The sequence below is a fragment of the Paenibacillus sp. J31TS4 genome (assembly GCF_018403265.1).
Classification (GTDB): Bacteria; Bacillota; Bacilli; order Paenibacillales; family NBRC-103111; genus J31TS4.
The window spans coordinates 598978-625543 of sequence record NZ_BOSI01000002.1 but is presented as its reverse complement, the minus strand read 5'-3'; the positions used below and the strand labels follow the sequence as shown (position 1 = coordinate 625543).

Below are 26566 nucleotides of genomic sequence, written 5' to 3'. Positions count from 1 at the left end.
AGGGACTTGTATCGTGGATCGTCCTCTTGCCTACTGCGGACGGAAGGGAAGCTAAAGGCCGAAAACGGGAACGCCTAGCGCTTGAGCTGCGGCCCAGCGCCGCGAATGTCTTCTCCGATGCCTCGGAAGGCCTCGAAGTTCCGGGCAAACCGCTCCGCCAGCTCAGCAGCTTTGGTATCGTACGCAGCCGGATCGCTCCACGTCTCCCGCGGCTGGAGCACCTCAGCTGGCACGCCGGGCACGGCATCCGGGCAGGCGAGACCGAACACCGGGTCGGGCCGGAAGGATGCCTGCTCGATCGTTCCGTCGATCGCCGCCGTTACCATCGCTCTCGTATGCTTGAGGTCCATTCGTCTGCCTACGCCGTACGGTCCTCCGGACCAGCCGGTGTTCACGAGGTAGACTCTTGTGCCGTGCCGCTCGAGCTTCTCTCCCAGCATACGGGCATATACTTGAGGGGAATGCGGCAGGAACGGAGCGCCGAAGCAGGTCGAGAATACAGCCTCCGGCTGGGTTACCCCTCTCTCGGTTCCCGCCAGCTTGGACGTATAGCCGGACAGAAAATGATAGATCGCCTGCTCCTTGGACAGCCGGGAGATGGGAGGCAGCACGCCGGAAGCGTCCGCCGTCAGGAAGAGAATCACCTCCGGATGGCCGCCCTGGCCTGTCAGGACCGCCTGCGGAATGAAGTCGATCGGGTAGGCGGCACGCGTATTCTCCGTCACCGATCCGTCTGCGTAATCGGCGTTGCCCTCCGCATCCAGTGTGACATTCTCGAGGACGGCTCCCTCGCGGATCGCCTGCCAGATTTGCGGCTCCTTCTCTTCGGTCAACCCGATGCATTTGGCATAGCACCCGCCCTCGAAGTTGAAGATGCCCCGCTCGGACCAGCCGTGCTCATCATCGCCGATAAGCCGGCGGTCCGGGTCGGCGGACAGCGTCGTTTTGCCTGTTCCCGACAGGCCGAAGAATAAGGCGGCGTCCCCCTCTTTGCCGATATTCGCGGAGCAGTGCATCGGCAGCACGCCGCGGAACGGCAGCAGATAGTTCAGGACCGAGAAGATCGACTTCTTCATCTCTCCCGCATACTCGGTCCCTCCGATGAGCACGATCCGTTTCTCGAACGAGACGACGATGAACGTCTCCGAGCGGGTTCCGTCCTCGGCCGGATCCGCCTGGAGTCCGGGAAGCGCGATCACGGTAAACGCCGGCTCGTGAACGGCGAGCTCCTCCTCGGTGGGCCGGACGAACAGCTGCCGGACGAACAGATTGTGCCAGGCGTACTCGTTCACGACGCGGATCGGCAGCCGGTAGTCCGGATCCGTTCCCGCGAAGCCGTCGAAGACGAACAGCTCCCTGCTGTTCATGTAGGCCTTCGCCTTACGGTACAGCCGCTCGAAGCGCTGCGAGGAGATCGGCTGGTTAACGCCGCCCCACTCGATATGATCCTTTACGGACGGTTCCATAACAATATATTTATCCTTGGGGGAACGCCCCGTATATTTGCCCGTCGAGACCCGCAGCGCCCCGTTTGCGGCCAGCACGCCTTCCTTCCGGCCGAGAGCGGCCTGCACCAGTTCTTCGGCGGACAGATTTGCTGCGGCCCTAGCGAGGCCCGTCTTCTCATCCAGCACTTTCATTGCGACTCCAACCCCTTTTTCTTCGTATATCCCCGCCCTCTTCGGCGGAGTTCTCAGCTGTATCTCCAGACGCTGCCCTGAGACGGTCAGCGCCCTTCGGCCGCCTGCTCTTTCTTCCTGCAGTCTTCCTTCTCGCAAGCGGCATAATAGAAAGCGACCTTCTCCGTATCCTGCGTGCCGATGACCGCTTGGCAATGCCGGCACACAATCGTTCCGAGCTCTACACGGTTAACGGTGTTTTGCATGCTTGCTCCACCCTTTCCTTCACGAGTTGTCCGAGCTCTACGACGCGAGACGCATAGGCCCATTCGTTGTCGTACCAAGCCAGCACCTTTACCTGGTCGCCGCTGGCCATGATGGACAAACCGTCCACGACAGCCGATTGGGGACAACCGATGTAGTCTGCCGATACTAGAGGCTCTTCCGAATAGCCAAGGTAGGGGGCGAGCTTGCCCTGGGACGCTGCGCGGAAGACGCCGCGCACCTCGTCGGCCGTGGCAGGACGCGCCAGACGGACCGTCAGATCGATCAGCGATACATCCTGGGTCGGCACCCGAAGCGAAGTGCCCTGCATCCGGGAAGCCAGGTGCGGCAGGACATCCTTCAGCGCCTTGCCGACCCCCGTCGTAGTTGGCACGATGGATCCGGTGCAAGCCCGAGCCCGGCGCAGATCCTTGTGGGGGTTGTCCAAATGATTCTGGTCGGAGGTAAACGAATGGACCGTTGTCATCCAGCCCGCCTCGACGCCGAACTCTTCATCGAGCACCGCAAGCACGGGCGAGACGCAGTTCGTCGTGCAGGAGGCGGCGGACATCAGCTTGTGCCGCTCCGGGTCCAGCCGATCCTCGTTCACTCCCATGACCACCGTCAGGTCCATGTCTCGGCCCGGCGCGGTCAGCAGGACGCGCTCCGCCCCGGCCGCCACATGCCGGAGGGCTCCTTCGCGCGAGTTGAACTTGCCGGTGGCGTCGATGACGAGATCCACGCCGAGGCTGGACCAGCCGAGCTTCTCCGGCTCTCTCTCCGAGACGATCCGGATCGGATGCCCGTTAATCGTCAGCAGTCCTTCTCCATAAGACAGCTCGGCGCCCCATTTGCCGTGCACCGAATCGTATTTGAGCAGATGAGCGAGCGTTTCCACCGGATGGGTGCAGTTAATCGCCTTCAGCGGCAGCTTCGGTGCTTCCGAGGCGAAGATATGTCGAATCAGCAGCCGGCCAATGCGTCCCATTCCGCTGATGCCTACTCCTTGGACCATTCTGCTTCCTCCTTTTTATCTGTCGATGCATATAATATACACTATATCTTTATTATGACGCAACATTAATCTTAAACTTCACATTATTCCCCATTTATCGTTTGTTTTGTGGGTAAAACAGCATTTATTAAGGTATATAGTATGTCATATATAACGTAAGCATAAACGACTCCCTATTGCCTTGCCGAATGGACACACCGGCCGCTGAGTCAAAAAAGGGCTTGCAACCTTCGCCGCAAAGAGGTACAATGCTTCAAAATCAGAACATTCCCATCCATCAACGGCTTGGACGGAGAGAGTAAGCGGATTAGGCTCCTAACAGGGACGGCGTGCCGAAGACTGAGAGCACCCGAGTGAGACGCCCCGCCGAAGTTCACTCCCGAGCCGGTTTCCCGAACGCAGTCCGAACGATCGGCTCTGTCTCAAGGAAGCCCGGATTCCCCACGTTACCGGGAGCTAAGTGAGAGCAGCTTGTCCTTCGTTTGCGAAAGACGGCGGTTCTAATAAGGGTGGTACCACGGCTCCTCGTCCCTTGCGGCGGGGGGCTTTTTGTCGTTCTGAAGACAAGAAACTAGCGAAGGAGTGGAGAGCGATGAGTCGGGAAGGATTGGAGACGCTGCGCGGAAGGCTGGATGAGCTGAATCTGGAGCTGCTGCGCCTGCTGAGCGAGCGGGCGCAGGTTGTGAAGGAGATTGGGGAGGAGAAGGAGAAACAGGGCGTGCCCAAGTACGATCCCGTCCGCGAGAAGAAGATGCTCGACGAGCTGGTCAGCCGCAACCCCGGGCCATTCGGGGACGACACGATCCGCCACCTGTTCAAGCAAATCTTCCAGGCCTCTCTCCATCTGCAGGAGGCGGGCCACAATAAACAGCTGCTCGTCAGCCGCAAACGGAAAAGCGAGGATACCGTCATTCGGCTCGGCGCCCAGACGATCGGCGGCCGGCAGCCGGTCATGATTGCAGGCCCGTGCTCGGTCGAGAGCTACGAACAGGTGCGGGAGGTAGCCGCCGCGCTCAAGGAAGCCGGCGTTACCGTTATGCGCGGGGGCGCATTCAAGCCAAGGACGTCCCCTTACGATTTTCAGGGGCTGGGAATCGAGGGACTGCGGATTCTGAAGGAGGTCGCGGACGAATTCGGCCTGCTGACGATCAGCGAGATTGTAGATCCGGCGCACATCGCCATCGCATGCGAATACATCGACGTCATTCAGATCGGAGCGCGGAACATGCAGAATTTCGAGCTCCTCAAGGCGGCCGGCGACGTGCGCAAGCCGATCCTGCTGAAGCGCGGGCTGGCGGCTACTATCGAGGAATTCCTGCACGCCGCCGAATACATCCTCTCCCGCGGCAATGAAGACGTCATGCTGATCGAGCGCGGCATCCGGACGTACGAGAAGGCGACGCGCAATACGCTTGATATCTCTGCCGTGCCGATTCTGAAGCAGGAGAGCCACCTGCCTGTCCTGGTCGACGTTACGCATTCGACCGGACGCAAGGACATTCTGGCCCCGTGCGCCAAAGCGGCACTGGCGGCCGGAGCCGACGGCGTCATGGTCGAGGTTCATCCGAACCCTGCCACCGCCTTGTCTGACGCGGCGCAGCAGCTCAATATACCGGAATTCCGGCAGTTCCTGTCCGATGTGCGGCAGTCCGGCCTGCTGAACGCCCGCTAACCGGGCAGCGGTTCGTCAGAATGGTGACGAAACAAGGGGCTGCTTGGGTGCGAGCCGCACGGCCGGCAGCTTAAGCGATCAGACACCTCTAATAGCAGCAGCCTTCCGTCTATGCGGGAAGGCTGCTGCATGTGCGTTCCGCAGAACGTGCAACCACGCCGTCTAGCCTTACGACGGCCTGCCGTACCGATGCTTCTCTGTCGCTGAACGGTTGGTCCGGCCGAGGTGATTTAAGCGTCCGCCAGCTTCCTGGACACGACCTTGGCCTGCGTCAGCAGGAGAAGGTAGTCGTAACCGCCCGCCTTGGAATCGGTGCCCGACATCTGAAAGCCGCCGAACGGATGCCCCCCGACGAGGGCGCCCGTGCACTTGCGGTTGATGTACAGATTGCCGCAGTGCATCGTCGCTTCCGCCTCGGCAATCCGTTCGTCTAATGTGGAAAAGAAGGAGCCGGTCAAGCCGTATTCGGTGTCGTTGTATATCGCGATAGCTTCCCGCCAGTCCTTGGCCCGGCAGAGCGCAAGCACCGGCCCGAAGATCTCCTCCTGCATGAGCCGGGCATGCGGCGCCACCTCGGAGAAAACGGTCGGCTCCAGGTAATACCCCCTTCCTCCGTCCACCAGCCGGCCGCCCCCTTCCGCCTCCTCTCCCGCCGGTTTGCCACCGGCGAGCAGCTTGCCCTCCTGGCTTCCGATCTCCAAATACTGGAGCGTTTTCTCATACGCCGCGCGGTCGATGACGGGCCCTGCGGGGCAATTCCGCTCCGGCAGGCCGACGGCCAGCTGCCGCGCAAGGGACGCTACCTTGGCTGCCACCTCGTCATAGACGGCATCCACGATGATTGCGCGGGAGCCGGCCGAGCACTTTTGTCCCTGGTAGCCGAAGGCGGAGGCGACGATCGCGCGTGCCGCCGCATCCTGATCGGCCGTTTCGTCCACGACAATGCCGTCCTTGCCTCCCATCTCCGCGATCACCCGCTTGATCCACCGCTGGCCCGGCGCCGTCTCGGCCGCGAGACGGTTGATTCGGAGCCCCACCTCCTTGGAGCCGGTGAACGACACGAACCGGGTAAGAGGATGCGAGGTGAGGTAGTCTCCGATCTCCGCTCCGCTTCCGGGCAAAAACTGGACGACCCCCGGCGGCAGCCCGGCTTCTTCCAGCAGCGAGACGAAACGGGTGGCGATGACGGGGGTCGCCGAGGCCGGCTTCAGCACGACCGTATTGCCTGCCACTAGAGCGGAGGCGGTCATCCCGGCGCAGATGGCGAGCGGGAAGTTCCAAGGCGGGAGAATAACGCCGACGCCCAGCGGGATGTACGCGAGCCGATTCGCTTCTCCCGCTACGGGAATTAGCGGGCGGATGGCGTTACAATCATCCAGCCGGAGCATCTCCCGCGCGTAGAACGCCAAAAAATCGATCGCCTCCGCCGTATCGGCATCCGCTTCCGCGTAATTTTTGCCTGCTTCAAGGATCATCAGCGCCGAAAACTCATGCTTGCGCGCTTTCAGCAGCTCCGCCGCCTTCAGCAGACAGGCCGCCCGTTCCGGGGCCGGTACCTGCTTCCATTCGTCGAAAGCACGCCACGCTTCCTGCATCGCCCGTTCTGCCAAAGCCCGGTCGGCCTTGCTGACATAGCCGATCACTTCGTCCAGCTGGCCGGGATTCACCGAGACGAGTTTGTCTCGGGTCATCACCCGTTCGACTCCGATCCGAAGAGCATACTCCCGACCTAGACCTGCGCGGACCCGAGAGATTGCCTCCTCCATCGCCTGCCGGTTCGTCCGAACGGAAAAATCCGTAAGCGGCTCATTTGCGAACGGTCCCGCGTTAGCGGCTGTTCCCATAAGTCCCCTCTCCCTTCGCCCCCTGCGGCCGCCGTCCATCCAACAAAAAAAGCCATGCTCGCTGCGATCGCAGTCCGACAATGGCTTCTCTGAAGCAAAGAAACGCTAGCGGCGCTTCTCCTTATTCTATTCGCGGCAGCTTCCGTTAAGCCTTCCTTCTTCGCGGCAGGGAGAGCATCGATGGTTCGGGATGCCACTTCCAGCTCCCCCTTTCCGGCAAGTCAATCCTGTTTCTTCTATTATATATAGGCCATCGTCCAAGTCCTTATTATTTCATCGCCTTGTACCGATTGTACGACTCCTGATAGACCTGAACCAATTTGTCCAAATTCATATCCTTCAGCTTCTTCACGTAATCATCCCATTCCTGGTCAATCCCGCCCTGCATGAGCCATTTGGCATGCATCTTACTCACATAGGCGTCAATGTCGGTTAGATAGCGCGTCCGCTTCTCGTTCTCTTCCTCGCTGAAGTACAGGTTAGGAAAGATGGTTTTGTCCAGAAACGGTTCGTACAATTTGTCTACAATCGACTTGTCACCGGGCGGTCCGACAATGACCGGCGTTTCCTTCGTCTTGGCAAAGACGGATGTGGAGCCTGGAGACGTAGAATGCCGGAATTCATTCGCGTTCATTCCGCTCGGCGGCGGGTTCAAGGTGAGGGTCCCGTCCGGATTTTCTTTATAGACGGTACCAATCATTCCGTTGACCGCCTGGAGGCTCACTCGCGGTTCGTACATGTAATCGATCCACCGCATCGTAATCTCGGGATGCTTGTTCGCCGACGTAATGGCAAATGAGCCTTTGCTCAGGACGCCCGCCGGATAGCGGTTCCACACCTGCGAACCGTCCGGCGCCTTGAATGGCGGCACGGCAATGAAATCCGCCGCCTGGTCCAAATCCATATAGGTGGCAGCCGTCCAAGCGACGTAAGCGCCGACGTTTCGATCCTTGCTTCTCAGCTTGGAGCCGTATACCTTCTCGTCATGGGTTAACGATTCGACATCCACCAGTCCTTCCGCAAACAGCTTATGGAAGAACTTAGTCGCTTCCTTGTATTCCGGCTGTATCGCGCTGTAGACAACCTGATCGCCCTTCATAATGATGTGATCCTGCTTGTCTAGCAGACCGAACGCGCCGTAGAGCGAATACAAGCCGGTAATGGCATGGGTACGGAAGGAGAAAGGGACTTCGTCTTTCTTGCCGTTCCCGTTCATGTCGTTGTCCTTGAACGCCTTCAGCACCTTGTAGAACTCCTCTGCCGTCGTTGGCACAGGCAGCTTCAACTGGTCCAGCCATTTTTTATTAATGAAGAGCGCATCCTTCGATTTGGCATATGCTTCGTCCACCGTCGGAAGCGCATAGATGTGGCCGTCCGGTGCGATCAGTTCCTTCTTGTAGTCCGGATTTGCTTCCAGAATCTTCTTGAAGTTAGGCGCGTATTGGTCGATCAAGCCTTCCAGCGGGATGAAAAGCCCCTGGTAGCCGTACTTAACGACTTCGTTCGTCTCCAAAATGTAATGCCCGTAGAACGCATCCGGCAGATCGCCGCTTGCGAACAAGAGATTCTTTTTCTCCTTCCAGCCGTTGCCGTCATTCATCATCCAGTTGATCTTCACATTCGTCTTGGACTCCGATTCTTTGAAGAAAGGGAGTTCCCCGAACGCCTTCTGTCCGGCCAGCCCGTAAAAAGCCGCCATATTCAGCGTAACCGGCTCCTTCACGATCGGAAGCCCGCTCGCGTTCATATTGGACGGAGCCTCTTTCTTTGCGCCATTCTCCGGAGCGGCCCCGTCCGTGCCCGGCTCCTTGCTGCAAGCGCTTAAGCCTACGGTGCACAGCAGCAACGCCGCCAGGCCGCTCTGTACCAACGGTCCCCTTTTCATTCCCATTCCTCCCCGAATTGGTTTGGTCCTTCCTCTACCCTTTGAGGGAGCCGATCAGGACCCCTTTCATGAAATACTTTTGCAAAAACGGATAGAGCACGAGTACCGGCAGACTCGAAACGATAATCATGCCATACTTCATGGTCTCCGCCATTTTCACGAGCTCCGCCTGATTGACGATATCGTCCATCATCGCCTCCGACGCCTCGTTATGGATCAGGATTTTGCGAAGAACGATCTGCAGCGGCTGGAGCCCCTCATCCTTCAAATAAATCAATGCCTGAAAATAAGCGTTCCAGTGCCCGACCGCGCTGAACAGAATCATGACGGCGACGATCGGCATCGCGAGCGGCAGCACGATCCCGAGAAAGAATCGCGTGTTGGAGCAGCCGTCCATTTTGGCAGCCTCCAGCAATTCCCCGGGAATGCTGGTCTGAAAGAATGTTCGCGTAATGATGACGTTGTAGGCGGATACCGCATTCGGCAGAATCATCGCCCACACCGTATTGACGAGCCCTAATCCTTTGACAAGCAGATAAGTGGGAATGAGGCCGCCGCTGAAAAACATCGTGAAGACGATTAGCAGCATGAAGCCGTTCCGCCCTACCAGGTCACTGCGAGACAGGGCATAGCCGGCGGTCAATGTCAGAATAACGTTCAATATCGTGCCAAGCACCGTATAAAGCAGCGAATTGCGATACCCCAGCCAAACCTGGGCATCGGCGAATATTCTCCGGTACCCCTCGAACGTAACGCCGCGCGGGTACAAGGTCACATTCCCCTGATTCACAAAGTCCGGGTTGCTGATAGAGGAGATCACAACGAAATAGAGCGGGTACAGAACGGCGAGCAGTAAAGCGGACAAGAAGCCATAGGTGAAGAGATCGAAGAGGACGTCTCCCCGGCTTCGGCTGGTTACCATATCGAGATCCTCCTCTACCAAAGACTCGCCTGCTTCGACTTCCTGGCCAGTTGATTGAAGGCGAGAAGCAATGTGAAATTGATGACGGAGTTGAACAGACCGATGGCCGCCGAATAGCTGAGCTGTCCTTCCAGCAAGCCGGCTTTGTAAACATAAGTCTGGATAACCTCCGATGCGTCGATGTTAAGCTGATTCTGCATCAGATAGACTTTCTCGAAGCCTACGCTCATTAGATGGCCGATGTTGAGAATGAGCAGAATCATAATCGTGGGGAGAATGGAAGGAAAATCGATATGCTGGATGCGCTGCCTCTTGGTCGCCCCGTCCATGACCGCCGCTTCGTGCAGGTCGGGATTGACGCCGGCCAGCGCGGCCAAATAGATAATGGTGGACCAGCCGATATTCTGCCAGATGCCCGAGAAGACGAAGATCGTGGAGAACCACGCCGAACTGGCCATGAAGTAGACCGGTTCGAATCCAAGACTGACCAGCAGCCGGTTCACGAGCCCAATCTTGGGCGACAAAAACAGATACAGCATGCCGACCACGACGACGACCGAGATAAAGTGCGGCGCGTACGTGACCGTCTGCGCCAGCTTCTTGAACCGTTCGCTGGTCAGCTGATTCAGCAGCAGCGCCAGCACGATCGGCGCCGGAAACGCGACGAGGAGCTCATACAGACTGATGGCCAGCGTATTCTTCAAGACGATAAGAAACTGAAACGATTCGAAAAACCTTTCGAAATGCTCGAACCCCACCCAGGGGCTCCCGTTGATCCCTTTCACCGCGATAAACCGTTTGAAGGCGATCTGGACCCCATACATGGGCATGTAATGAAAGACGAGGAAATAGACAAGGGTCGGCAGCAAAAACAAGTAAAGCTCGTAATTTTGCCAAATGGCCAGCCTGGCTTTTCTCCTCTTTCTCCTGATTCCCTCCATCCGTTTGGTCCGTAGCGGGTTCGCAGCGGCCATTTCTATCTCCCTCCTTTCCCTTGACGGGTTATGGGAACAGATTACCGGGTTTCCCGGTCTCTCGTATATAAGCGCTTTCATTTTGCATATGCCAAATCGGAACCTCGCGCCCTGCAAGGACGGACGAACCCAAATAGGCCGATTCTCTCCTCAGTAATCGGCCATACGTGAACTGGGAATGGAACAGCCCCCCTTCGATGGGGGGCCTTTAGCAGAGGATCCGCCTGGTTCACCGGCTGCCTGCTTCCATCCGGGCGGTTTTTCTATATTCTCCGGGTGTCACCCCGACCGCGAATTTGAATTTGCGGATGAAGCTGGAGGTGTCATAATAGCCGACCGACGCCACAATCTCCTTGACCGGCGCATCCGTCTCGGCCAGCAGCCGCTTGGCCTCCGCGATCCGGATCGCATGCATATATTCCAGAATCGTCTGGCCGGTATGCTCCTTGAACATGCGGCTGATGTAGGAGGTGGAGAGGGAGAGATGCTCGGCGAGCCGCTGAACGGAAAAGGAGCTGTCGGCATAATGGGTCTGCAGGTAGGCAAGCATCTCGGCAAGCTGCCGTTCCGCGGGTCTGCGTTGGTGCTGCTCGATCGCCTTGCACAGCTCAATGCAGGAGTCCGAGATCCGCTGCACCAGCTCCTCGACCGTGTGGAATTCCATCAAGGTCATGACATCCGGGAAGCGCTCAGTCAGCTCGGGAAACTCCTGTTTCAGACTCTCCACAGCTTTGGCCACAGCATGGATGATATCGTAGCAAAGAAATCGCGCAGCGAATAAAGGCGTACCTCCCCGGTTGATCCGTTCGGCGATTTGCTGCAGCACTTGGATGAGCTGCTCCGTCTTTCCTTCCCGGAACAAGTAGCCGACCTGCTCCATCTGCTGCGTATTGTCCGAGTAGCGGTACGCCTGCCCGGTCGCGATGTCGCGAAACGGAATGACTTCTCCCGCTCCCCGGATCAGCTTGTAATCGATAGCGGTCGAAGCTTCGATGAACGACCGGCCGATCTGGTCGAGCTGTTCATAGAAGCGGCCGACGCCTACCGTTATTGTCTTCCTGCCTGCTTCCACGTGCAGCCGCTCGTGTGTCTGCTTCAGCCACCGGGCAAACGTTTCCTCCGGCAAAGAAGTGCAAGCGACGAATCCGATGCGGCCGCTATCCATGCTTTCCTTGCCGTAAACGACGAGACCCTCTTCTCCCGAAGCGGTCATTTGGGCGGTCACCAGCGTCCTCCAGGCCGGGTCGTCCTCCGGTATCTCCGCGAGCAAGACAACGAACGAGGAATAGGGAAACCGCAGTCCCGCTTCGCCCTCCCGTTCCTCAAGCTCCTCCCGCGAACCGATCTCTCCCCTCAATAGACCCATCAGCAGATGCTCGCGGAGAGCGGAGCGGCTGCGCTCCACCTTCAAGCCGAGCTCCCGGTGGGAGGCGAGAAGCGCGCGGATCGGCTCATAGTTCACCTTCATGAGGATGAGAATGACCGCGCCGCCCAGCAGCAGGATGGCAACCAGAATCCGCAGCCATTGAACCAATGCCTGCCGGATCGGCTGCATGACGGCCTCAATCGGCGAGACCGTCACGTACGACCAGCCGGTCAGCTCGGATTTCAGCCGGTTCACGTAATAGCGGGACCCTCCCAGGCTTGCGATCGAGAAAATCTCCCCATCGGGTGCCAATTGCTGCTGCAGCATCTCTTTGTCCAGCCCTTGCTCCCCTTTGGAATAGGTAACAATCCTTCCCCGCTCGTCGAAGATGATTGTGTTGCCGGATCTCCCCAGCTCCTCGTTCTTCAAATATCCGAGCAGCGAAGCTTCCTTGATGAGGAAGAGCACCGTTCCGTACGGGTGCTGGCTTCCGAGGGGAAGCGGCAGCAGATAGCTGACAAGGCTTTCCTTCGCGGCCGACATGAAGGTAACCTCCTCGGCCGTTCTTAGTATTGGTTTCACCATGGTGTCCAGATCCCGCCGAAAAGCGGACTCCGTCCAGTTCTTGTATTGATAAATATCGTTGATGAAGCTGGAGAGCCGGTAAGTGCTGACGGAGGAATACAACAAGGGTTCTCCCCGTACGTAGTAGAGCAGCTCATGGATAAAGTCGTTGGAGATCTTGTAATCCAAAAGCGGCTTGGTGAGATAAGCGCTGTACGCATCCTTGGTTACGGCATACGGCGTCAAATTCGGGTTGCCGGCTATTCTGGCAGCAATTTGATTCATCTCGAGAAGGCGGGCGTCTACGCTTTCTTTGAGCTGGTTCAGCATATCCTGGTTGCTCTTGTCTACGTAATGCTGGATGAGCCCGGACACCTGGAGCTTCCCGTAGTAGCCTAAGAGCCCGATCGGCAGCAGCAGGACGAGCACGAACGAGAGCAGATACTTGTAGAACATCCGGCGGCCGGCCGCAGCGGCGGTTGGCTTTGGTGCGGCGTTGGCTTGCGGGGCGTCTGCCCGCTGGACAGGCAAGTACAACCGTTTCTCCTCCTTAGCTGAGGGGAATGAATGGTACAAGTCTAGCAATCTTTTACAAATTTGTATATTGCTTATAGGAGCTTGCCCTGCTGCTTGTCTCTAAAAAAATTTTCTCCCAAAGGAAGGAATTTGCTATAGTTATATACAGGTACTATACCTTTCCTGCCAAATGAGCTTAAGGAGGGACTTGCCATACCTATGCGCGCAACGAATTGGACGGAACGCCTGGAGGCCGTCATGCCGTGGGGATCGAGCACCTGCTCCAAAGCTCCGCTCTATCCGCCCGAGGAGCCGCCTGTCATCGTTAAGGGACAGGGCTGCCGGGTCTGGGATGCGGAGGGCAAAGAATACATCGACTTTCGCAATGGGCTGGGTCCGGTGACACTCGGCTACCGGTATCCCGCCGTGGACGAAGCCATTCGCCGGCAGCTGGACTGCGGCATCGTCTTCGGGCACCCCCACCCGCTGGAGGGGGAAACGGCCGAGCTGCTCTGCGAGCTGATCCCGTGCGCGGAGCAGGCCCGTTTTCTCAAGACGGGCGGAGAAGCGGTCGCCGCCGTCATCCGCATCGCGCGCGCCTACACAGGCCGTGATCACATCGTCCAGATCGGCTACAACGGCTGGCTGAACGCAATGGCGGCAGGAGGTCGCGTTCTCCCCGGCCGGGAACCGGAGAAGACGGTGCCCGGGGTCCCCGCCGCCTTCTCGGCGTACCACCATGCGTGCGGCTGGAACGAGCTGGAGGAGCTTGAACGGTTGTTCTCACTCTACGACGGCGGGATCGCCGCCGTTGTCGTGTCCGCAGATTATGCCGGCATGGCGGAAGGCGCGGCCTTCTACCCTGCCCTCCGCGCCCTTAGCCGCAAGCATGGCAGCCTGCTCGTGTTCGACGAGATCGTGACAGGGTTCCGTCTGGCGGTCGGCGGCGTTCAGGAATATTTTGGGGTCGAGCCGGATCTCGCCGTATTCAGCAAAGGGCTTGCGAACGGCATGCCTCTATCGGCTTACGTCGGCCGGCGGGATGTCATGGCCGCCTGCGACCGGGGCGGAGCCGTCATTACGTCGACGTTCGGGGGAGAGACGTTGTCGCTGGCGGCCTGCCGGGCTGTCCTCAACGTGTACCGCCAGGAGGATGTCATCGGCCATCTTTGGCGGCAGGGAGAGGCGGTCTGGGGCGGGCTCGGCCGGCTGTTCCGGGAATACGGCGTGCCGCTCGAGATCCGGGGATTATGGCCATGCCCCGCCATCGCCGCGGGCGCCTATGCGGATGCCGCACTGTCCGGCCGGTTTTTCCGGGCGGCCTACAAGCACGGCGTGTCGCTCTACAACATCTCTTATGTGAATTACAGCCATAACGAGGAAGACATTCGGGAAGCGCTCGAGCGCCTGGAGGCCGCCGTCAGCGAGCTGGCGTCCCCGGTGACCGAAGGATGACGAGGAGGAAGCCCATGCTTATTGACGCCCATACCCACATCTGGGGAGGCCGGTACGAGGAAAGCACCGCCGAGCTGCTCGCCGCCTGCGAGCGGTACGGCATCGACCGCATCCATGTCTCGGGCCTGAACGCCCATCAACCGGACGAAGCCGAGATTCGGGAGATGAACGCGAATGTCGCCCGCTTCATGAAGGAGCAGCCCGGGCTCGTCCAAGGCTACTGCTATGTCAATCCGGTGCATCCGGGCAGCCTTGAGGTGCTGCGGGAGAACATCGAGGACCGCGGGATGACCGGCATGAAGCTGTGGGTCGCCACCTACTGCAGCGACCCGCGGGTATTTCCGCTCATCGAGCAGTGCATCGCCTACAACGTGCCGGTGCTGATCCATTCGTTCCACAAAGCGGTCGGCCAGCTGCCCGCGGAATCGACCGGCGTCCATGTCGCGGAGCTGGCGTCCCGCTACCCGGAAGCCAAGCTGCTCATGGCCCATTTCGGAGGCAACTGCTACCACGGCATCAAGGCCATCCGCGACTGTCCCAACGTATGGGTGGACTTCTCGGGAAGCTTGTTCCGCCGCGACGAGCTGGATTATACCGTCCGCCAAATCGGCCACGAGCGGATCGTCTTCGGCTCGGATATGCCCATTACGTACCTGGTCAACGTCGGGCAGGTAGAGGAAGCCGACCTGACGGCCGAGCAGAAGGAGTGCATCTACAGCCGCAATGCGCTCACCCTGTTCGACCGCACGCGGCGCCTTCCCGCGCAAAGGAGGGCCTACGCATGAACGGAGATGTGAACTGCCTGCTCGGCCATTGGCCGTTTCGCAAGCTGTACAAAAACACGCTGCAGGACCTGCTGGACATCCATCGGACGAACGGCATCGAAACCGGATATGTGTCCTCGCTTAACGCCATCTTCTACAACGACCCGTTCGAAGGAGACGAGGAGCTGCATGCCGCTCTTCAGGGAACGGATTACCGCCACATTCTGACGGTCCATCCCGGCCTGCCGGGCTGGGAGAGGGACTTGGACGATGGCATCGAGCGGTTCGGCATCGCCGGCGTCCGGGTGTATCCCACCTATCACGGATATTCTCTGAACGGGCCGGAGATGGAACGGCTTTGCCGCGTGCTGGAGAGCCGCGGTCTCCCCCTGTTCCTGACCGTTCGGCTCGAGGACGAGCGGCTCGACTATCTGATCAAGCCAGCTCCGCTATCCGTGCAGAACGACCTCATTCCGTTCCTCGGCAGCCATCCGGATCTGACGGTTCTGCTGCTTCAGCTGCGGTATGGCGAGGCGACGGCCATGAAAGAGGCGATCCTCAGCCACCCGCGAGCTTTTTTCGATACATCGGGGCTCAAGGACGGACTCTTCGTCATCGAGAAGCTGCTTCGCCAATTCCCTCCGGACCGACTTATGTACGGCTCGCAATATCCTCTCTACTGTCTCAAGAGTACACTGCTGCTCGTGGAGCTGGCCGAGCTCGATCCGGAAGACAAAGCCCGCATTCTCGGCGGTCACCGGCTCTTCGCTGCTCCCGGAAGCTAGCGCGCAACTCTTGACTTCAAACGTGCGGGATCCACTGGAAACAGGCAACTCCTGTTAGGCGGACACGGCTTTGTGCCGTTCGGCTCCGGCAGATATCTGCGGACTGGTACTGTGCCCCCTTCTTTAATCAAAAACAAAGAACCTAAGAGCGTTGCTCTTAGGTCGTGGATATTCCCAAGAGCCAAAGAGGCAGCCCTCTTTGGCTCTTCTCCTGCGCCCGGCGAAACGCGGCGGTCAGGTTCTGCGGGAGGCTGAGGACCGGTAGGCCAGGTAACTGGCGAACCCGGCGGTCAGATGCGTCACCCGCTTAAGCATGCCGGTCGTCAGCAGATCGCGTCCAGGCACTTCATTGATATCAAGCAGGTAGATCCTCCGCTTCTCGTCCACGGCGACGTCGATGCCCAAATGGCTAAGCGTGGGTCTCGCGGCGGTAAGCGCTTGAGCCGCCTTAATCGCGGGCTTCACAAGCTCTTTCGCGGATGGAAGTGGGGCACCCGCTCTACGGGCCCACGTCTGAAGCTCCCGCCACGTCGTCTTGGAGCCTCCCGCATGGCTGTCCGTTACAATCGAGCCGGCTCTTCCCAGCTTGGGCCGGATACCTGCCGAATGCCAACGTCCATCCGCCCCCCGGTGGACCACGACGCGAAAATCGATCTTGCGGTCCCCTCGCCTGATCAGCCTCAGTCCCTCCTGCACCAAGTAGGTTCTCTTTCGAAACAGCCGGGTCAGCCGGGGACGGAGTTCAGGCCAGCCCCATTCTTCCCGCAGCGGCTGCCTTCCCGCCCGCTTTCCCGCAAGGACTTGAACTCGTCCCGAGGAGAGCATTCTCAGCTCCAATATCCCTCTTCCTTGGTAGCCGTTTACAGGTTTCAGGTAGACGCACCGGTGCTGGCGCAGCAGGTCTGCGGCATCCGAGGCATGCCTTGCGACGCGGCTCACAGGGAGGAAGGGCCGGACAGCCGGGACAGCGGATAGCCGGGCATGCAGCTGGGCTTTGTTAAAGAAGACCGGATTGAATACCGGAACGCCCATTTTGACGAACGCCCGCTTAACCGCAATGGCGTGTTTGCTTTTTCCGTTGCTGCCGATCGGATAATTCTCGTACAGCACGTCAGGCAGCGGATGCCAGCCCCTCGACCATCCGGACAGGCCGTCCGGGGAGGAGCAGGTCCAGGCATGCACCCTCCGCGAGCGGAACTCCACATCCTCCGCCCGAAAGAAGAGAACCTGCAGCCCCTGCTTGCGTCCATGCGCATGAAACCATCTCCAAGTGCGGGGCGGTACATAGGAACCTGGCGCCTCCGCCCTCGAACCTCTGGCGGGAAAAACGGCTTGCAATATGCCGAAACACTTCATCTAATCTAGTCCCCTCCTTGCTTCAACGTATGAGGAAGAGACTATTCCTGCTTGCGCGCTAATACCCTTGCAGCTGACGGAAGGCAGGGAAAAAGGAGAGACGACTATAACGAAGCTTCCCCTGTCCGGAGCGGGGCAAGCGTGATACACTGATCTCTATTCAAAGCGAGCGAACCCATATAGAGAAGGGAAGCCGAATACGGATGGAAGATAGCAAGAAAGCGATAGAAGCAAGCATGGACACCGTCGCCGGCAGACTGAGGCAGGCCGGCTGTGTCTTCGCGGAAGAGGAGGCCCGGCTGCTCCTATCCGCTTCCCGGACTCCAGCCGAGCTGGACGCCATGATAGAGCGGCGAACCGCCGGCGAGCCGCTCGAGCAAATCATCGGCTGGGCCCCGTTCTGCGGACTGCGGATCGAGGTCGAGCCGGGCGTCTTCGTCCCCCGCCAGCGGAGCGAGCTCCTCGTCCGCGAAGCCGCTTCCCTTGCGGAACCGGGAGGTGTCGTCGTCGACCTGTGCTGCGGCTCCGGCGCACTAGGAGCGGCCTTGGCCGCCGCGCTCGGGCCGATCGAGCTCTACGCCGTCGACATCGACCCCGCCGCGGTGCGGTGTGCCCGCCGCAACATCGCAGCCGCTGGGGGCCGCGTCTACCAAGGCGATCTCTACGCCCCGCTGCCCGCCGAGCTGCGGGGCCGGATCCGTCTTCTGGTGGCGAACGTCCCCTACGTCCCCACCGAGGCGATCCGGCTGCTGCCGCCGGAGGCCCGCCTGCACGAGCCGCTAGCCGCTCTCGATGGCGGAGCGGACGGGCTGGACATCCAGCGCCGGGTAGCGGCGGAAGCTTCTCTCTGGCTGGAGCCCGGCGGTCACCTGCTGGTCGAAGCCAGCGAGCGTCAGGCCCCGCAGTCCGCCCGTCTCTTTGCGGCAAGCGGCCTCCTGCCGCGAATTGTCCACTGTGCAGAGCGAGAAGCCACCATTGTCATCGGGAGGAAACCTATTCGGCAGGAAGACCTTATGGAACTAGTCCCTGTAGCAAATAAATAAGGCCTCGATTTCGTTCTATTGCTCTCTCGAATCCCGCAACGTTCTATCGAAAACGCCCGATCCACACATGAAAACCGCTAGTTGAGATAGGCAGCCGCTTCTTTAAGCCGGCTGCCTTTTCCGTGTTGGTGTCAATCCCTCATCCTACACCAACCCTTTCGACCAAACGAAAAAGCACCCTATTCTTAGGTCTTCCTCACTTGCAGCAGGTTTGCTAGGACTAATTTTTGGATGAATGGACTACGTCAATAGTTTAGACAGACCCCCTCGACTATTAATAAGCTAGAGTAAGTTGATTGGAAGGAGGTATCGCATTGTCCCATTCTCACAGACAAAGGCGCAAGCACAGACATGAACGACGGAAGCTTCGCAAAGTTATTCGTGAGCTCAAAGTCTTAACCAAACTGATTCAAAAAATAACGATCATCAATAGGAACAACAACTACCTCAATTTTGACCCTGATGTCGTGGACGTTAACAGGAAGAAAGAACAACAGGCAGTAGAATAATCTGCATCCCGAAAGGAGGTCAGTGCCATGTCGCGTTGTCATTGCCGTAGACACAAACACAAAAGCAGAAAACACTCGCGGTCGACGCAAAGAATTCGGATCGTGAACAAGAATACGAACAATCTCAACTTCGATCCCGATGTGTTTGACATCAACAGAAACAAGAACCAGCAAGTTAAGGAAGATTAATCGTCCATCAAGATAGCTAACGTAATCATTTGGCTTCGACAAAAAGGAGGAACCAACAATGTCTTGCAGACATCGGCATAGAAAGCATAACAAGAAAAATCGGTCGGTCCGTAACATTAAAGTCGTAAACAAGAACACCAACAATCTCAACTTCGATCCGGATGTTTTTGACATCAACAGAAACAAGAACCAGCAAGTTAAGGAAGATTAATCGTCCATCAAAATAGCTCACTAATCACTTGGCTTCGACAAAAAGGAGGAACCCACAATGTCTTGCAGACATCGGCATAGAAAGCATAACAAGAAAAATCGGTCGGTCAGTAACGTAAAAATCAAAAACAAGAACACCAACAATCTCAACTTCGATCCGGATGTTTTTGACATCAACAGAAATAAGAACCAGCAAGTTAAAGAAGATTAATCGTCTATCAAGATGGCTCACGTAATCATTTGGCTTCGACAAAAAAGGAGGGAAAAGCAATGTCTTGCAGACATCGGCACAGAAAACATCACAAGAAAAATCGGTCGCTCCGTAACATTAAAGTCGTCAACAAGAATACCAACAACCTGAACTTCGATCCTGATTTTGTTGACGTCAACAGAAATAAGGACCAGCAAGTTAAGGAAGACTAACTTTAGTACCTCATAATCAACCAGAAAACTGGTCGTCTCCTTTGAGATGGCCAGTTTTCTGGTTTTGTTTGTTGGGAACACGTATATCGCCTTAGACGCCTATTTTCCTATTGAACGTTGTCGGGAGGATGCCTATCGGCTGATAGGGCGAATCCCGTACACTCCTTCCCCTATGACTGGCACATTCTGATCCGTGTAGCTGCAAGACTAATCATTGGATTTCAAATAAAGAACCAAGCTCAGGAACGCAAAGATAAGACACGGCAAATAAAAATAATGCGCCGAGTCTTTTGATAACCCCCACCATATTCGGTCCCCGCTAGTTATCTGTGCGGTTAAACCAATAAAATATAAAGCCAATAGCATACTGGACACCATAAAAAACACACTCATTTTACGCAATAGGCTCCCCCACCTTTACCTTTATTTATCGCTGCATGAAGTGTATTTCCGGTTTCTTGTGTTAAGCTTCTATCCCTTCAGTTGTCGAAGCTTTTTCGTAATAACAAATTAATTCTATTGTATAGTTCCGTATCATGTGGATTACTTGAGAACTTCTCAAACAGTTGTGCCACTTCCGCTTTACTGGCTAAGTCTTTGTTGTTATAGTATAGATCCCTTATTAAGGTTAAAAAGGAACCAGGAGGATTTTGTTTATAAGACGAGTATGTAAACAAAGCAGCCGCCTTTGATGCATGCTCTATAGCTAGAATATAGGCCCCAAGATCTCCTTGTTTAACCCCCATCAAATTCCCCCCTACTCTTCCCAAAGCGGCAGAGTAATCCGCATCGATTTTATTTTGCGTTCGGTGGTCCATAGCTTTAGCTAATAGGACGATGTTGAAAGTTACCGAGACCAGGAAAGCTACTATTAATAGCTTTACTTTCGTAAGATAGCTCCTTCCTTAAACTTTCTAATCAATATTATAGACTGTAATAAGCCTCTTTTTGTCACGCACAAATAACTCATTACCTCCTAATAAGAGACAAAGAACATTGGGTATACTCCAAAGAACCAGAACTCGACCGATAAGCCAATCAGTCGAATTCTGGTTCTTTTCGTCCGTGCCATTATCTGTTTGTTTTCTGCCGAACGATCCGGGTACATCCTACAACTAAACGATATTGGTCCGCCGCCCGGCTCTTCACTTCTTTTGCTTATAAAACTCATGATACAGCTTCATGAGCGCTCTCTTCTCAATGCGCGACACGTAGGAACGCGAGATGTTGAGCTCCTTGGCGATCTCCCGCTGCGTACGTTCTTCCCCTCCCGCATCCAGGCCGAACCGGCCGCGGATCACCTCCTGCTCGCGTTCATCGAGAATATCGAGATGGGCATAGATCTTGCTCTTCTCGATCTTGAGCTGGACCCGCTCCGCTACATCGTCGGCTTCCGTGCCGAGGATATCAATTAGGGTAATTTCGTTGCCTTCCTTATCGGTCCCGATCGGATCGTGCAGCGAGACGTCCTTCCTCGTTTTCTTGAGGGATCTTAAGTGCATCAGAATCTCGTTTTCGATACACCGGGCCGCGAACGTGGCCAGCTTCGTCCCTTTGTCCGGGGAAAAGCTCTCGATCGCCTTAATGAGACCGATCGTGCCGATGGAAATGAGATCTTCCAGATCCTCTCCGGTGTTGTCAAACTTTTTCACAATGTGGGCCACCAGCCGCAGGTTGTGCTCGATCAGCAGGTTGCGGGAATCCGAATGGCCCTGCGCCATTCGGCGAAGGTGCTTCATTTCGTCTTCCTCTGACAGCGGGTGCGGGAAGGCGTTGTTTTTGACGTAGGAGACGAGGAGCATCAATTCCTTGATGAACAAAGCGATTGCGGAAAACAGTCCGGGCACGTGCAGCCACCTCCACGTTGCGATTAGTTCAGTGTATGTGGGCGGCCGCCCATGCGTGCCTGTACGGATCGATCGGTCCGCTGTCAATCTTCCTCCGCGACTGGCCGGCGATTCGCCGACTTAGTTGTCCTGCCCGAGCATGAAACCTCCGTAACCGACAGAAAACCGCCATTTGACGAGAGGAGCATGCAGTTGCTCGTCATATGATAGCTAGCACCGCTCCACTTTCCTCGGACCACAAATAAGAGCGGCCAGATGATTGGCCGCTCCATTTGTGCTGGTTTGGGCTGCAGGTTTGGGAAATAGCGGAGCGCTTATGCTGCCTCCTCCCGGAACATACTAATCCCGATGAGAGGAAACAATCTTATGTTTCTCTGCTTGCTTCTGTGTCCTTTCAGCGGTCTGCTCCCGACCAGGCCCGGCTTGGCGGCCCCGCCTTCTCCCTTTCGGAAACGCGTTCTCTGCACGAAAAGCGGACTGGACTGGATTCATCACGATGTCCAGTCAAATTTTTGTCCGATTTTTGATCAAAATTTGAAGGTTTTATGAACAACCGGACAAAATTGTGGTATATTAAATGTAAGGGAAGCATTTACTAGCACCGGAGGTGTACCAAGATGGCAACAAGACCTATTTCCGCCAATCCTGGATCCAATGAGAGAAGCGCGCGCCGTTTGACAATTATGATGACTGTGATGGCCTGGCTCTGCCTCGGCATAGGGGTCGTGCTCAGCCTGCTGAACATTACTGACTTCAACGACAAGAACCTCGGCCTTATGGTAGGCATCGGTTTTCTTGTCGGCAGCGTCTTCATCTTCACCATCGGAACCGCGATCGGTCTGGTCCATGCCCGGTTGAGAGATTCTCAGCAGGAGTAGTAGCCACCCGCGGTCCCAACGATTCGATAAGCATGCCAGCCTTTGGCAAGGGAGCAGTCCATTTCTTAGGAATGGATTGCTCTTTTTTTTTATGAATGCTGATGAAGATGGCCTCCCCTTCCCCGCTAGCCCATCAGCCCTTGTTATCCCGGGCTTTTGGGCTGTTTTTACAATGATTGGTTTTACCGTTTCCTGCCGATGGGTACTTAAATATGACGCGGCAAAAAAACAATGGCGGAGCGGTGAACTTTCTATTACGAAAAAAAGACAAAAAATTGACGTAATTGTTAAGTCCGCAGTCGGACCGGCTTTTATTTGCTATCTTAAGAGCAGTGAGGAAGAGGCGGCTGTTGTCAATGACGTATGATACGGAATCGCCTTACCATGAGCTGCTAGATGAGGAGATGAAAAGTGTGAGACCGATTAAGCGATATCTAGTGCCGCTGCTATTTGTTCTGGTGGTCGCCCTGCTCTCGGGGTGCTCCGACCAGATCATCGTGCTCGACCCAAAAGGGCCGATTGGCGAATCGCAAAAAGACCTGATCTACATCGCGACCATTCTGTGCTTGATCGTGGTGGTACCCGTAATCGTGCTGACGGGGATCTTCGCGTGGCGCTATCGCGACAAACCGGGCAACAACGCGACCTACAAGCCGAACTGGTCGCATAATACGAAGCTGGAGACCATCTGGTGGGGGATTCCGGTCCTGATCATCATAGCGCTTGGGATCGTTACGGTGTCCTATACCTACAAGCTGGAGCCCTCCAAGCCGCTCGTATCGGAGAAAAAACCCATCACCATCCAGGTCACGTCGCTTGACTGGAAATGGCTGTTCAAATATCCGGAGCAAGGAATCGCCACCGTGAATTATGCCTACATTCCCGAGGATACGCCCGTTCGCTTCCAGCTGACAGCGGACTCCCCGATGAACTCGTTCTGGATCCCGCAGCTCGGCGGACAGATCTACGCTATGTCCGGCATGGCCATGACGCTGTTCCTGCAGGCCGATGAGCCGGGCGAGTACTACGGCTCGGGCGCCAACTTCACAGGCCGCGATTTCGCGCAGATGACGTTCAAGGTTCATGCGACGTCCGACGCCGAATTCAATGACTGGGTCAAAGAGGTCAAATCCTCCTCCCCAGCTCTGACGGAGGAAGGCTACGCCAAGCTGGCCGAGCCGGGATCGGCTGAAAAACAGGCGTTCTCCTCGTTCCCTGCCGGCCTGTTTGAATCCATCGTCACCAAGTATGCACCGGGCGGTACCCACCACCAGCATGGCTCGGCGGACATGGGCATGCCCCAGCCGCCCGATCCAGGCAAGCAGCAGCAAACAGCTTCGACCGCAGACAATCATATGGCTCATTCCTCTGCGGGGCATTAACCAGAAAGGGAAAGGTGGTGGCACCTTATGCTAGATAATTTGAAAGAATTTGCTTCCGAGTTTTTCGTAACCGGCGATCCGCTGATTTTGGGCGCCCAAGTTTCCATCGCGCTGACCATGATCGCCATCGTCATTGTCTTGACCTACTTCAAGAAATGGCGCTGGCTTTGGACCGAGTGGCTGACGACCGTCGACCACAAGAAAATCGGGATCATGTACATCATCGCTTCTCTGCTCATGCTGTTCCGCGGCGGTGTGGACGCCTTGCTCATGCGGACCCAGCTCGCCATGCCGGAATTGAACTTCCTTGAGGCGGAGCACTATAACCAGATTTTCACGACGCACGGCGTCATTATGATTCTGTTCATGGCCATGCCTCTTATGTTCGGCCTGTTCAACATTATCGTTCCGCTACAGATCGGTGCGCGCGACGTCGCCTATCCGTTCCTGAACTCGATGAGCTTCTGGCTGTTCTTCTGGGGCGCCATGCTGTTCAACATGTCGTTCGTCATCGGCGGCTCGCCGGATGCGGGCTGGCTCGCCTATCCGCCTCTGTCGGAGTTGTCGCACAGTCCGGGCGTCGGACAGAACTTCTACATCTGGGGCATACAGATCTCCGGGATCGGCAGCTTGGCGACAGGGATCAACTTCATCGTCACCATCCTGAAGATGCGTGCGCCAGGCATGCGCCTGATGAAGATGCCGATGTTCTCCTGGTCGGTTCTGTCTTCCTGTATCTCGATTATTTTCGCGTTCCCGATTCTGACGGTTACGCTGTTCCTGCTCTTCCTTGACCGCTTCCTGGGCGCGCACTTCTTTACCTTGGACGGTGGCGGCAACCCGATGATGTATATCAACCTGATTTGGATGTGGGGTCACCCTGAGGTTTACATCGTCGTCTTGCCGGCATTCGGGATTTTCTCCGAGGTCGTGGCAGCCTTCTCGCGCAAGAAGCTGTTCGGCTACGCATCCATGGTCTTCGCCATGATCGCGATCAGCGTAGCAGCCTTCTTCACCTGGGCCCACCACTTCTTTACAATGGGCTCCGGCGCGAACGTCAACGCGTTCTTTGCGGTGACGACCATGATTATCGCCATTCCGACCGGTGTGAAAGTCTTTAACTGGCTGTTCACCATGTTCCGGGGCAAAATCCAGTTTACGACTCCGATGATGTGGGCCATCGCCTTCATCCCCTGCTTCGTCGTCGGCGGGATGACCGGTGTGCTGCTGTCGGTCGCTCCGGCGGACTTCCAGTTCCATAACAGCTACTTCCTGATCGCTCACTTCCACCAAGTGCTGATCGGCGGCGTCGTGTTCGGTTACTTCGCGGGCCTGTACTACTGGTGGCCGAAGATGTTCGGCTTCAAGCTAAACGAGCATCTCGGCAAATGGGCATTCTGGTTCTGGAACATCGGTTTCTACGTCTGCTTCATGCCGCAATACTTGCTCGGCCTGATGGGCATGACGCGTCGTATCAATGTGTACGACTTTGACATGGGCTGGCAGCCGCTGAACGTCGTCTCGACAATCGGGGCGTTCCTGATGGGCATCGCGTTCCTCTTCCAGGTATGGCAAATCGCGCACAGCATCAAGTTCCACAAGAAAGACACAACGGGCGATTCCTGGGGCGTCGGCCGCACGCTCGAATGGTCCATTCCTTCCCCTGCTCCGGTCTACAACTTCGCGACCATCCCGGTAGCGGACGAGCGCGACTGGTGGTGGGAAGAGAAGGAAAGACGCGAGCAGGGCATTCAGCCGAAGGCAATCCCGCTCGAGCCGATTCATATGCCTAAAAATTCCGCAATTCCGTTCATCAAATCGCTCTGCTGGTTCACGGCCGGTTTCGGCTTCGTCTTCAACTGGCTGTGGATCGCCATTCCGGGCCTGATCGGAGTCGCTATCTGTATGCTGGTCCGTTCGTTCCAATACGACACCGACTATTATATCCAGGTCGATGAGATTAAACGGACGGAAGCAGCGCTGAGGGGGGCAAACTAATGGCACATGCAGCTTCTCACCATGATCATGATCATGGCCATCACGATCAAGAGGAACTAAAGACGTTCGGCTTCTGGATCTTCCTCATGACCGACTGTATTCTGTTCGCAACGCTGTTCGCCACTTTCGTCGTTCTCCGTCTCAATACGAGCGGCGGACCGACGGCCGAAGAGCTGTTCTCGATGCCCGGCATCATTGCCGAGACATTCATCCTGCTGACCAGCTCCTTCACGAGCGGTCTGGCGGTTCTCTCGATGCAGAAGGGTGACAAGAAAGGCCTGATCGGCTGGCTCATCGTCACCCTGGCACTCGGCATCGCGTTCGTCACGATGGAGATCACCGAGTTCGTGCATATGGTTCACGAAGGTGCGACGATCTCGACCAGCGGGTTCCTGTCCAGCTTCTTTACACTGGTCGGCGCGCACGGCCTGCACGTTTCCATCGGCATTGTCTGGATGATAGCGCTCGTTCTCCAGCTTGCCCGCCGCGGGATTACCAGCGTCACCAAGCGGAAGGTCACGATCATCAGCTTGTACTGGCACTTCCTCGACGTCGTCTGGATTTTCGTCTTCACGGTCGTTTACTTGATGGGGGTGATGTAAGATGGCGAACCACGATACCGGCGCTCACAAATCGCACGGCGGTTCCTTTAAGTCGTATCTGATCGGGTTCCTGCTGTCCATCGTCCTGACCATCATCCCGCTCGTCGTCGTACTGAACGACATGATGAGCCGGAACGCGACCCTGATTGTCATCCTGGCGATGGCCGTCCTCCAGTTCCTCGTGCAGCTGTTCTTCTTCATGCACATCAGGGACGAGGAGAAGCCGCGCTACAACCTGATGACGCTCATCCTCGCCGTGGTCATCCTGCTGACGATCGTCGCAGGCTCGATTTGGATCATGACTTACAACATGACGGCCGGCTGATCGGCCGCCGGACTTGCCGGAGCGGCTGTTCCTTTTACGGGACAGCCGCTCTTTTTTATTCCCGTGCTTCTCCCCCGTGGGCGAACAGGCTCGCGGTCTGGTACACTATAGACAGCTTACATAGTTTTTCCACCCTCAATTACTGGAAGGAGGACGTTC

22 protein-coding genes are annotated in these 26566 nt (G+C 56.7%); 11 read left to right on the top strand and 11 right to left on the bottom strand.

All coding sequences use genetic code 11. The annotated features are described in order from the left end of the window. Nucleotides 1–74: 74 nt before the first annotated feature. The 3 genes from pckA to gap form a co-directional block, all read right to left on the bottom strand. The gene (gene pckA, locus KJS47_RS13620) at nt 75–1640 is read right to left on the bottom strand and encodes a phosphoenolpyruvate carboxykinase (ATP) (RefSeq protein ID WP_213525576.1); all 1566 of its coding nucleotides are present in this window, start codon (nt 1638–1640) and stop codon (nt 75–77) included. An 86-nt stretch (nt 1641–1726) separates the two neighbouring features. Continuing rightward, entirely contained in the window at nt 1727–1885 is a 159-nt protein-coding gene (locus tag KJS47_RS13615; protein WP_213525575.1) for a GapA-binding peptide SR1P, read from the bottom strand. Then, nucleotides 1861–2898, bottom strand: a complete 1038-nt coding sequence (gene gap / locus KJS47_RS13610; RefSeq protein ID WP_213525574.1) for a type I glyceraldehyde-3-phosphate dehydrogenase — start codon at nt 2896–2898, stop codon at nt 1861–1863. The genes KJS47_RS13615 and gap overlap by 25 nt, the downstream gene beginning before the upstream one ends. Nucleotides 2899–3490: 592 nt before the next feature. Here gap and KJS47_RS13605 point away from each other — a divergent pair. Further along, nucleotides 3491–4570, top strand: coding sequence for a bifunctional 3-deoxy-7-phosphoheptulonate synthase/chorismate mutase (locus KJS47_RS13605; RefSeq protein ID WP_213525573.1), 1080 nt, complete (start codon nt 3491–3493; stop codon nt 4568–4570). 230 nt (nt 4571–4800) lie between these two features. Here KJS47_RS13605 and pruA read toward each other — a convergent pair whose 3' ends face one another. From pruA to KJS47_RS13580, 5 genes are all read right to left on the bottom strand, one after another. Continuing rightward, the gene (gene pruA / locus KJS47_RS13600; protein ID WP_213525572.1) at nt 4801–6414 is read right to left on the bottom strand and encodes an L-glutamate gamma-semialdehyde dehydrogenase; all 1614 of its coding nucleotides are present in this window, start codon (nt 6412–6414) and stop codon (nt 4801–4803) included. Between the two features lie 268 nt (nt 6415–6682). After that, nucleotides 6683–8299 carry a type 2 periplasmic-binding domain-containing protein gene (locus KJS47_RS13595; protein WP_213525571.1) on the bottom strand — a complete coding sequence of 539 codons (1617 nt, stop codon included), beginning with the start codon at nt 8297–8299 and terminating at the stop codon, nt 6683–6685. 34 nt (nt 8300–8333) lie between these two features. Then, on the bottom strand, nt 8334–9221 hold the full coding sequence (locus KJS47_RS13590) for a carbohydrate ABC transporter permease (RefSeq protein ID WP_213525570.1): 888 nt from the start codon (nt 9219–9221) through the stop codon (nt 8334–8336). A gap of 14 nt (nt 9222–9235) precedes the next feature. Next, entirely contained in the window at nt 9236–10195 is a 960-nt protein-coding gene (locus KJS47_RS13585) for an ABC transporter permease (protein ID WP_374707030.1), read from the bottom strand. 229 nt (nt 10196–10424) lie between these two features. After that, nucleotides 10425–12662 carry a helix-turn-helix domain-containing protein gene (locus KJS47_RS13580; protein WP_213525569.1) on the bottom strand — a complete coding sequence of 746 codons (2238 nt, stop codon included), beginning with the start codon at nt 12660–12662 and terminating at the stop codon, nt 10425–10427. Nucleotides 12663–12860: 198 nt separating this feature from the next. Here KJS47_RS13580 and KJS47_RS13575 point away from each other — a divergent pair, with 198 nt between their 5' ends. The 3 genes from KJS47_RS13575 to KJS47_RS13565 are packed head-to-tail and all read left to right on the top strand — an operon-like array spanning nt 12861 to nt 15645. Then, nucleotides 12861–14096, top strand: coding sequence for an aminotransferase class III-fold pyridoxal phosphate-dependent enzyme (locus KJS47_RS13575; protein WP_213525568.1), 1236 nt, complete (start codon nt 12861–12863; stop codon nt 14094–14096). A 14-nt stretch (nt 14097–14110) separates the two neighbouring features. Beyond that, nucleotides 14111–14881 carry an amidohydrolase family protein gene (locus KJS47_RS13570; RefSeq protein ID WP_213525567.1) on the top strand — a complete coding sequence of 257 codons (771 nt, stop codon included), beginning with the start codon at nt 14111–14113 and terminating at the stop codon, nt 14879–14881. Then, the gene (locus KJS47_RS13565) at nt 14878–15645 is read left to right on the top strand and encodes an amidohydrolase family protein (RefSeq protein ID WP_213525566.1); all 768 of its coding nucleotides are present in this window, start codon (nt 14878–14880) and stop codon (nt 15643–15645) included. Before KJS47_RS13570 ends, KJS47_RS13565 begins: the two co-directional genes overlap by 4 nt. Before the next feature lie 234 nt (nt 15646–15879). Here KJS47_RS13565 and KJS47_RS13560 read toward each other — a convergent pair whose 3' ends face one another. Continuing rightward, the gene (locus KJS47_RS13560) at nt 15880–17001 is read right to left on the bottom strand and encodes a YheC/YheD family endospore coat-associated protein (protein ID WP_213525565.1); all 1122 of its coding nucleotides are present in this window, start codon (nt 16999–17001) and stop codon (nt 15880–15882) included. A 203-nt stretch (nt 17002–17204) separates the two neighbouring features. Here KJS47_RS13560 and KJS47_RS13555 point away from each other — a divergent pair, with 203 nt between their 5' ends. Then, nucleotides 17205–18044, top strand: coding sequence for a putative protein N(5)-glutamine methyltransferase (locus KJS47_RS13555; RefSeq protein ID WP_249716364.1), 840 nt, complete (start codon nt 17205–17207; stop codon nt 18042–18044). A gap of 1810 nt (nt 18045–19854) precedes the next feature. Here the strand turns inward: KJS47_RS13555 and KJS47_RS13550 are convergent. Both KJS47_RS13550 and sigK read right to left on the bottom strand, forming a co-directional pair. Next, nucleotides 19855–20121, bottom strand: a complete 267-nt coding sequence (locus KJS47_RS13550; protein WP_213525564.1) for a hypothetical protein — start codon at nt 20119–20121, stop codon at nt 19855–19857. Nucleotides 20122–20520: 399 nt separating this feature from the next. Beyond that, nucleotides 20521–21222, bottom strand: a complete 702-nt coding sequence (sigK, locus tag KJS47_RS13545) for an RNA polymerase sporulation sigma factor SigK (RefSeq protein ID WP_213525563.1) — start codon at nt 21220–21222, stop codon at nt 20521–20523. 617 nt (nt 21223–21839) lie between these two features. Here sigK and KJS47_RS13540 point away from each other — a divergent pair. The 6 genes from KJS47_RS13540 (at nt 21840) to cyoD (ending at nt 26407) form a co-directional block, all read left to right on the top strand. Continuing rightward, nucleotides 21840–22100 carry a hypothetical protein gene (locus KJS47_RS13540; RefSeq protein ID WP_213525562.1) on the top strand — a complete coding sequence of 87 codons (261 nt, stop codon included), beginning with the start codon at nt 21840–21842 and terminating at the stop codon, nt 22098–22100. A gap of 91 nt (nt 22101–22191) precedes the next feature. After that, a complete protein-coding gene (locus tag KJS47_RS13535) occupies nt 22192–22467 on the top strand; it encodes a hypothetical protein (RefSeq protein ID WP_213525561.1) in 276 nt (91 codons plus the stop codon). Between the two features lie 37 nt (nt 22468–22504). Continuing rightward, a complete protein-coding gene (cyoA, locus tag KJS47_RS13530; protein WP_213525870.1) occupies nt 22505–23482 on the top strand; it encodes a ubiquinol oxidase subunit II in 978 nt (325 codons plus the stop codon). 27 nt (nt 23483–23509) lie between these two features. Then, entirely contained in the window at nt 23510–25480 is a 1971-nt protein-coding gene (locus KJS47_RS13525; RefSeq protein ID WP_213525560.1) for a cbb3-type cytochrome c oxidase subunit I, read from the top strand. After that, nucleotides 25480–26082: a cytochrome o ubiquinol oxidase subunit III gene (gene cyoC, locus KJS47_RS13520; RefSeq protein ID WP_213525559.1), complete on the top strand. Its 603-nt coding sequence runs from the start codon at nt 25480–25482 to the stop codon at nt 26080–26082. The genes KJS47_RS13525 and cyoC overlap by 1 nt, the downstream gene beginning before the upstream one ends. A gap of 1 nt (nt 26083) precedes the next feature. After that, nucleotides 26084–26407 carry a cytochrome o ubiquinol oxidase subunit IV gene (gene cyoD / locus KJS47_RS13515; protein WP_213525558.1) on the top strand — a complete coding sequence of 108 codons (324 nt, stop codon included), beginning with the start codon at nt 26084–26086 and terminating at the stop codon, nt 26405–26407. The last annotated feature ends 159 nt before the right edge of the window (nt 26408–26566 follow it).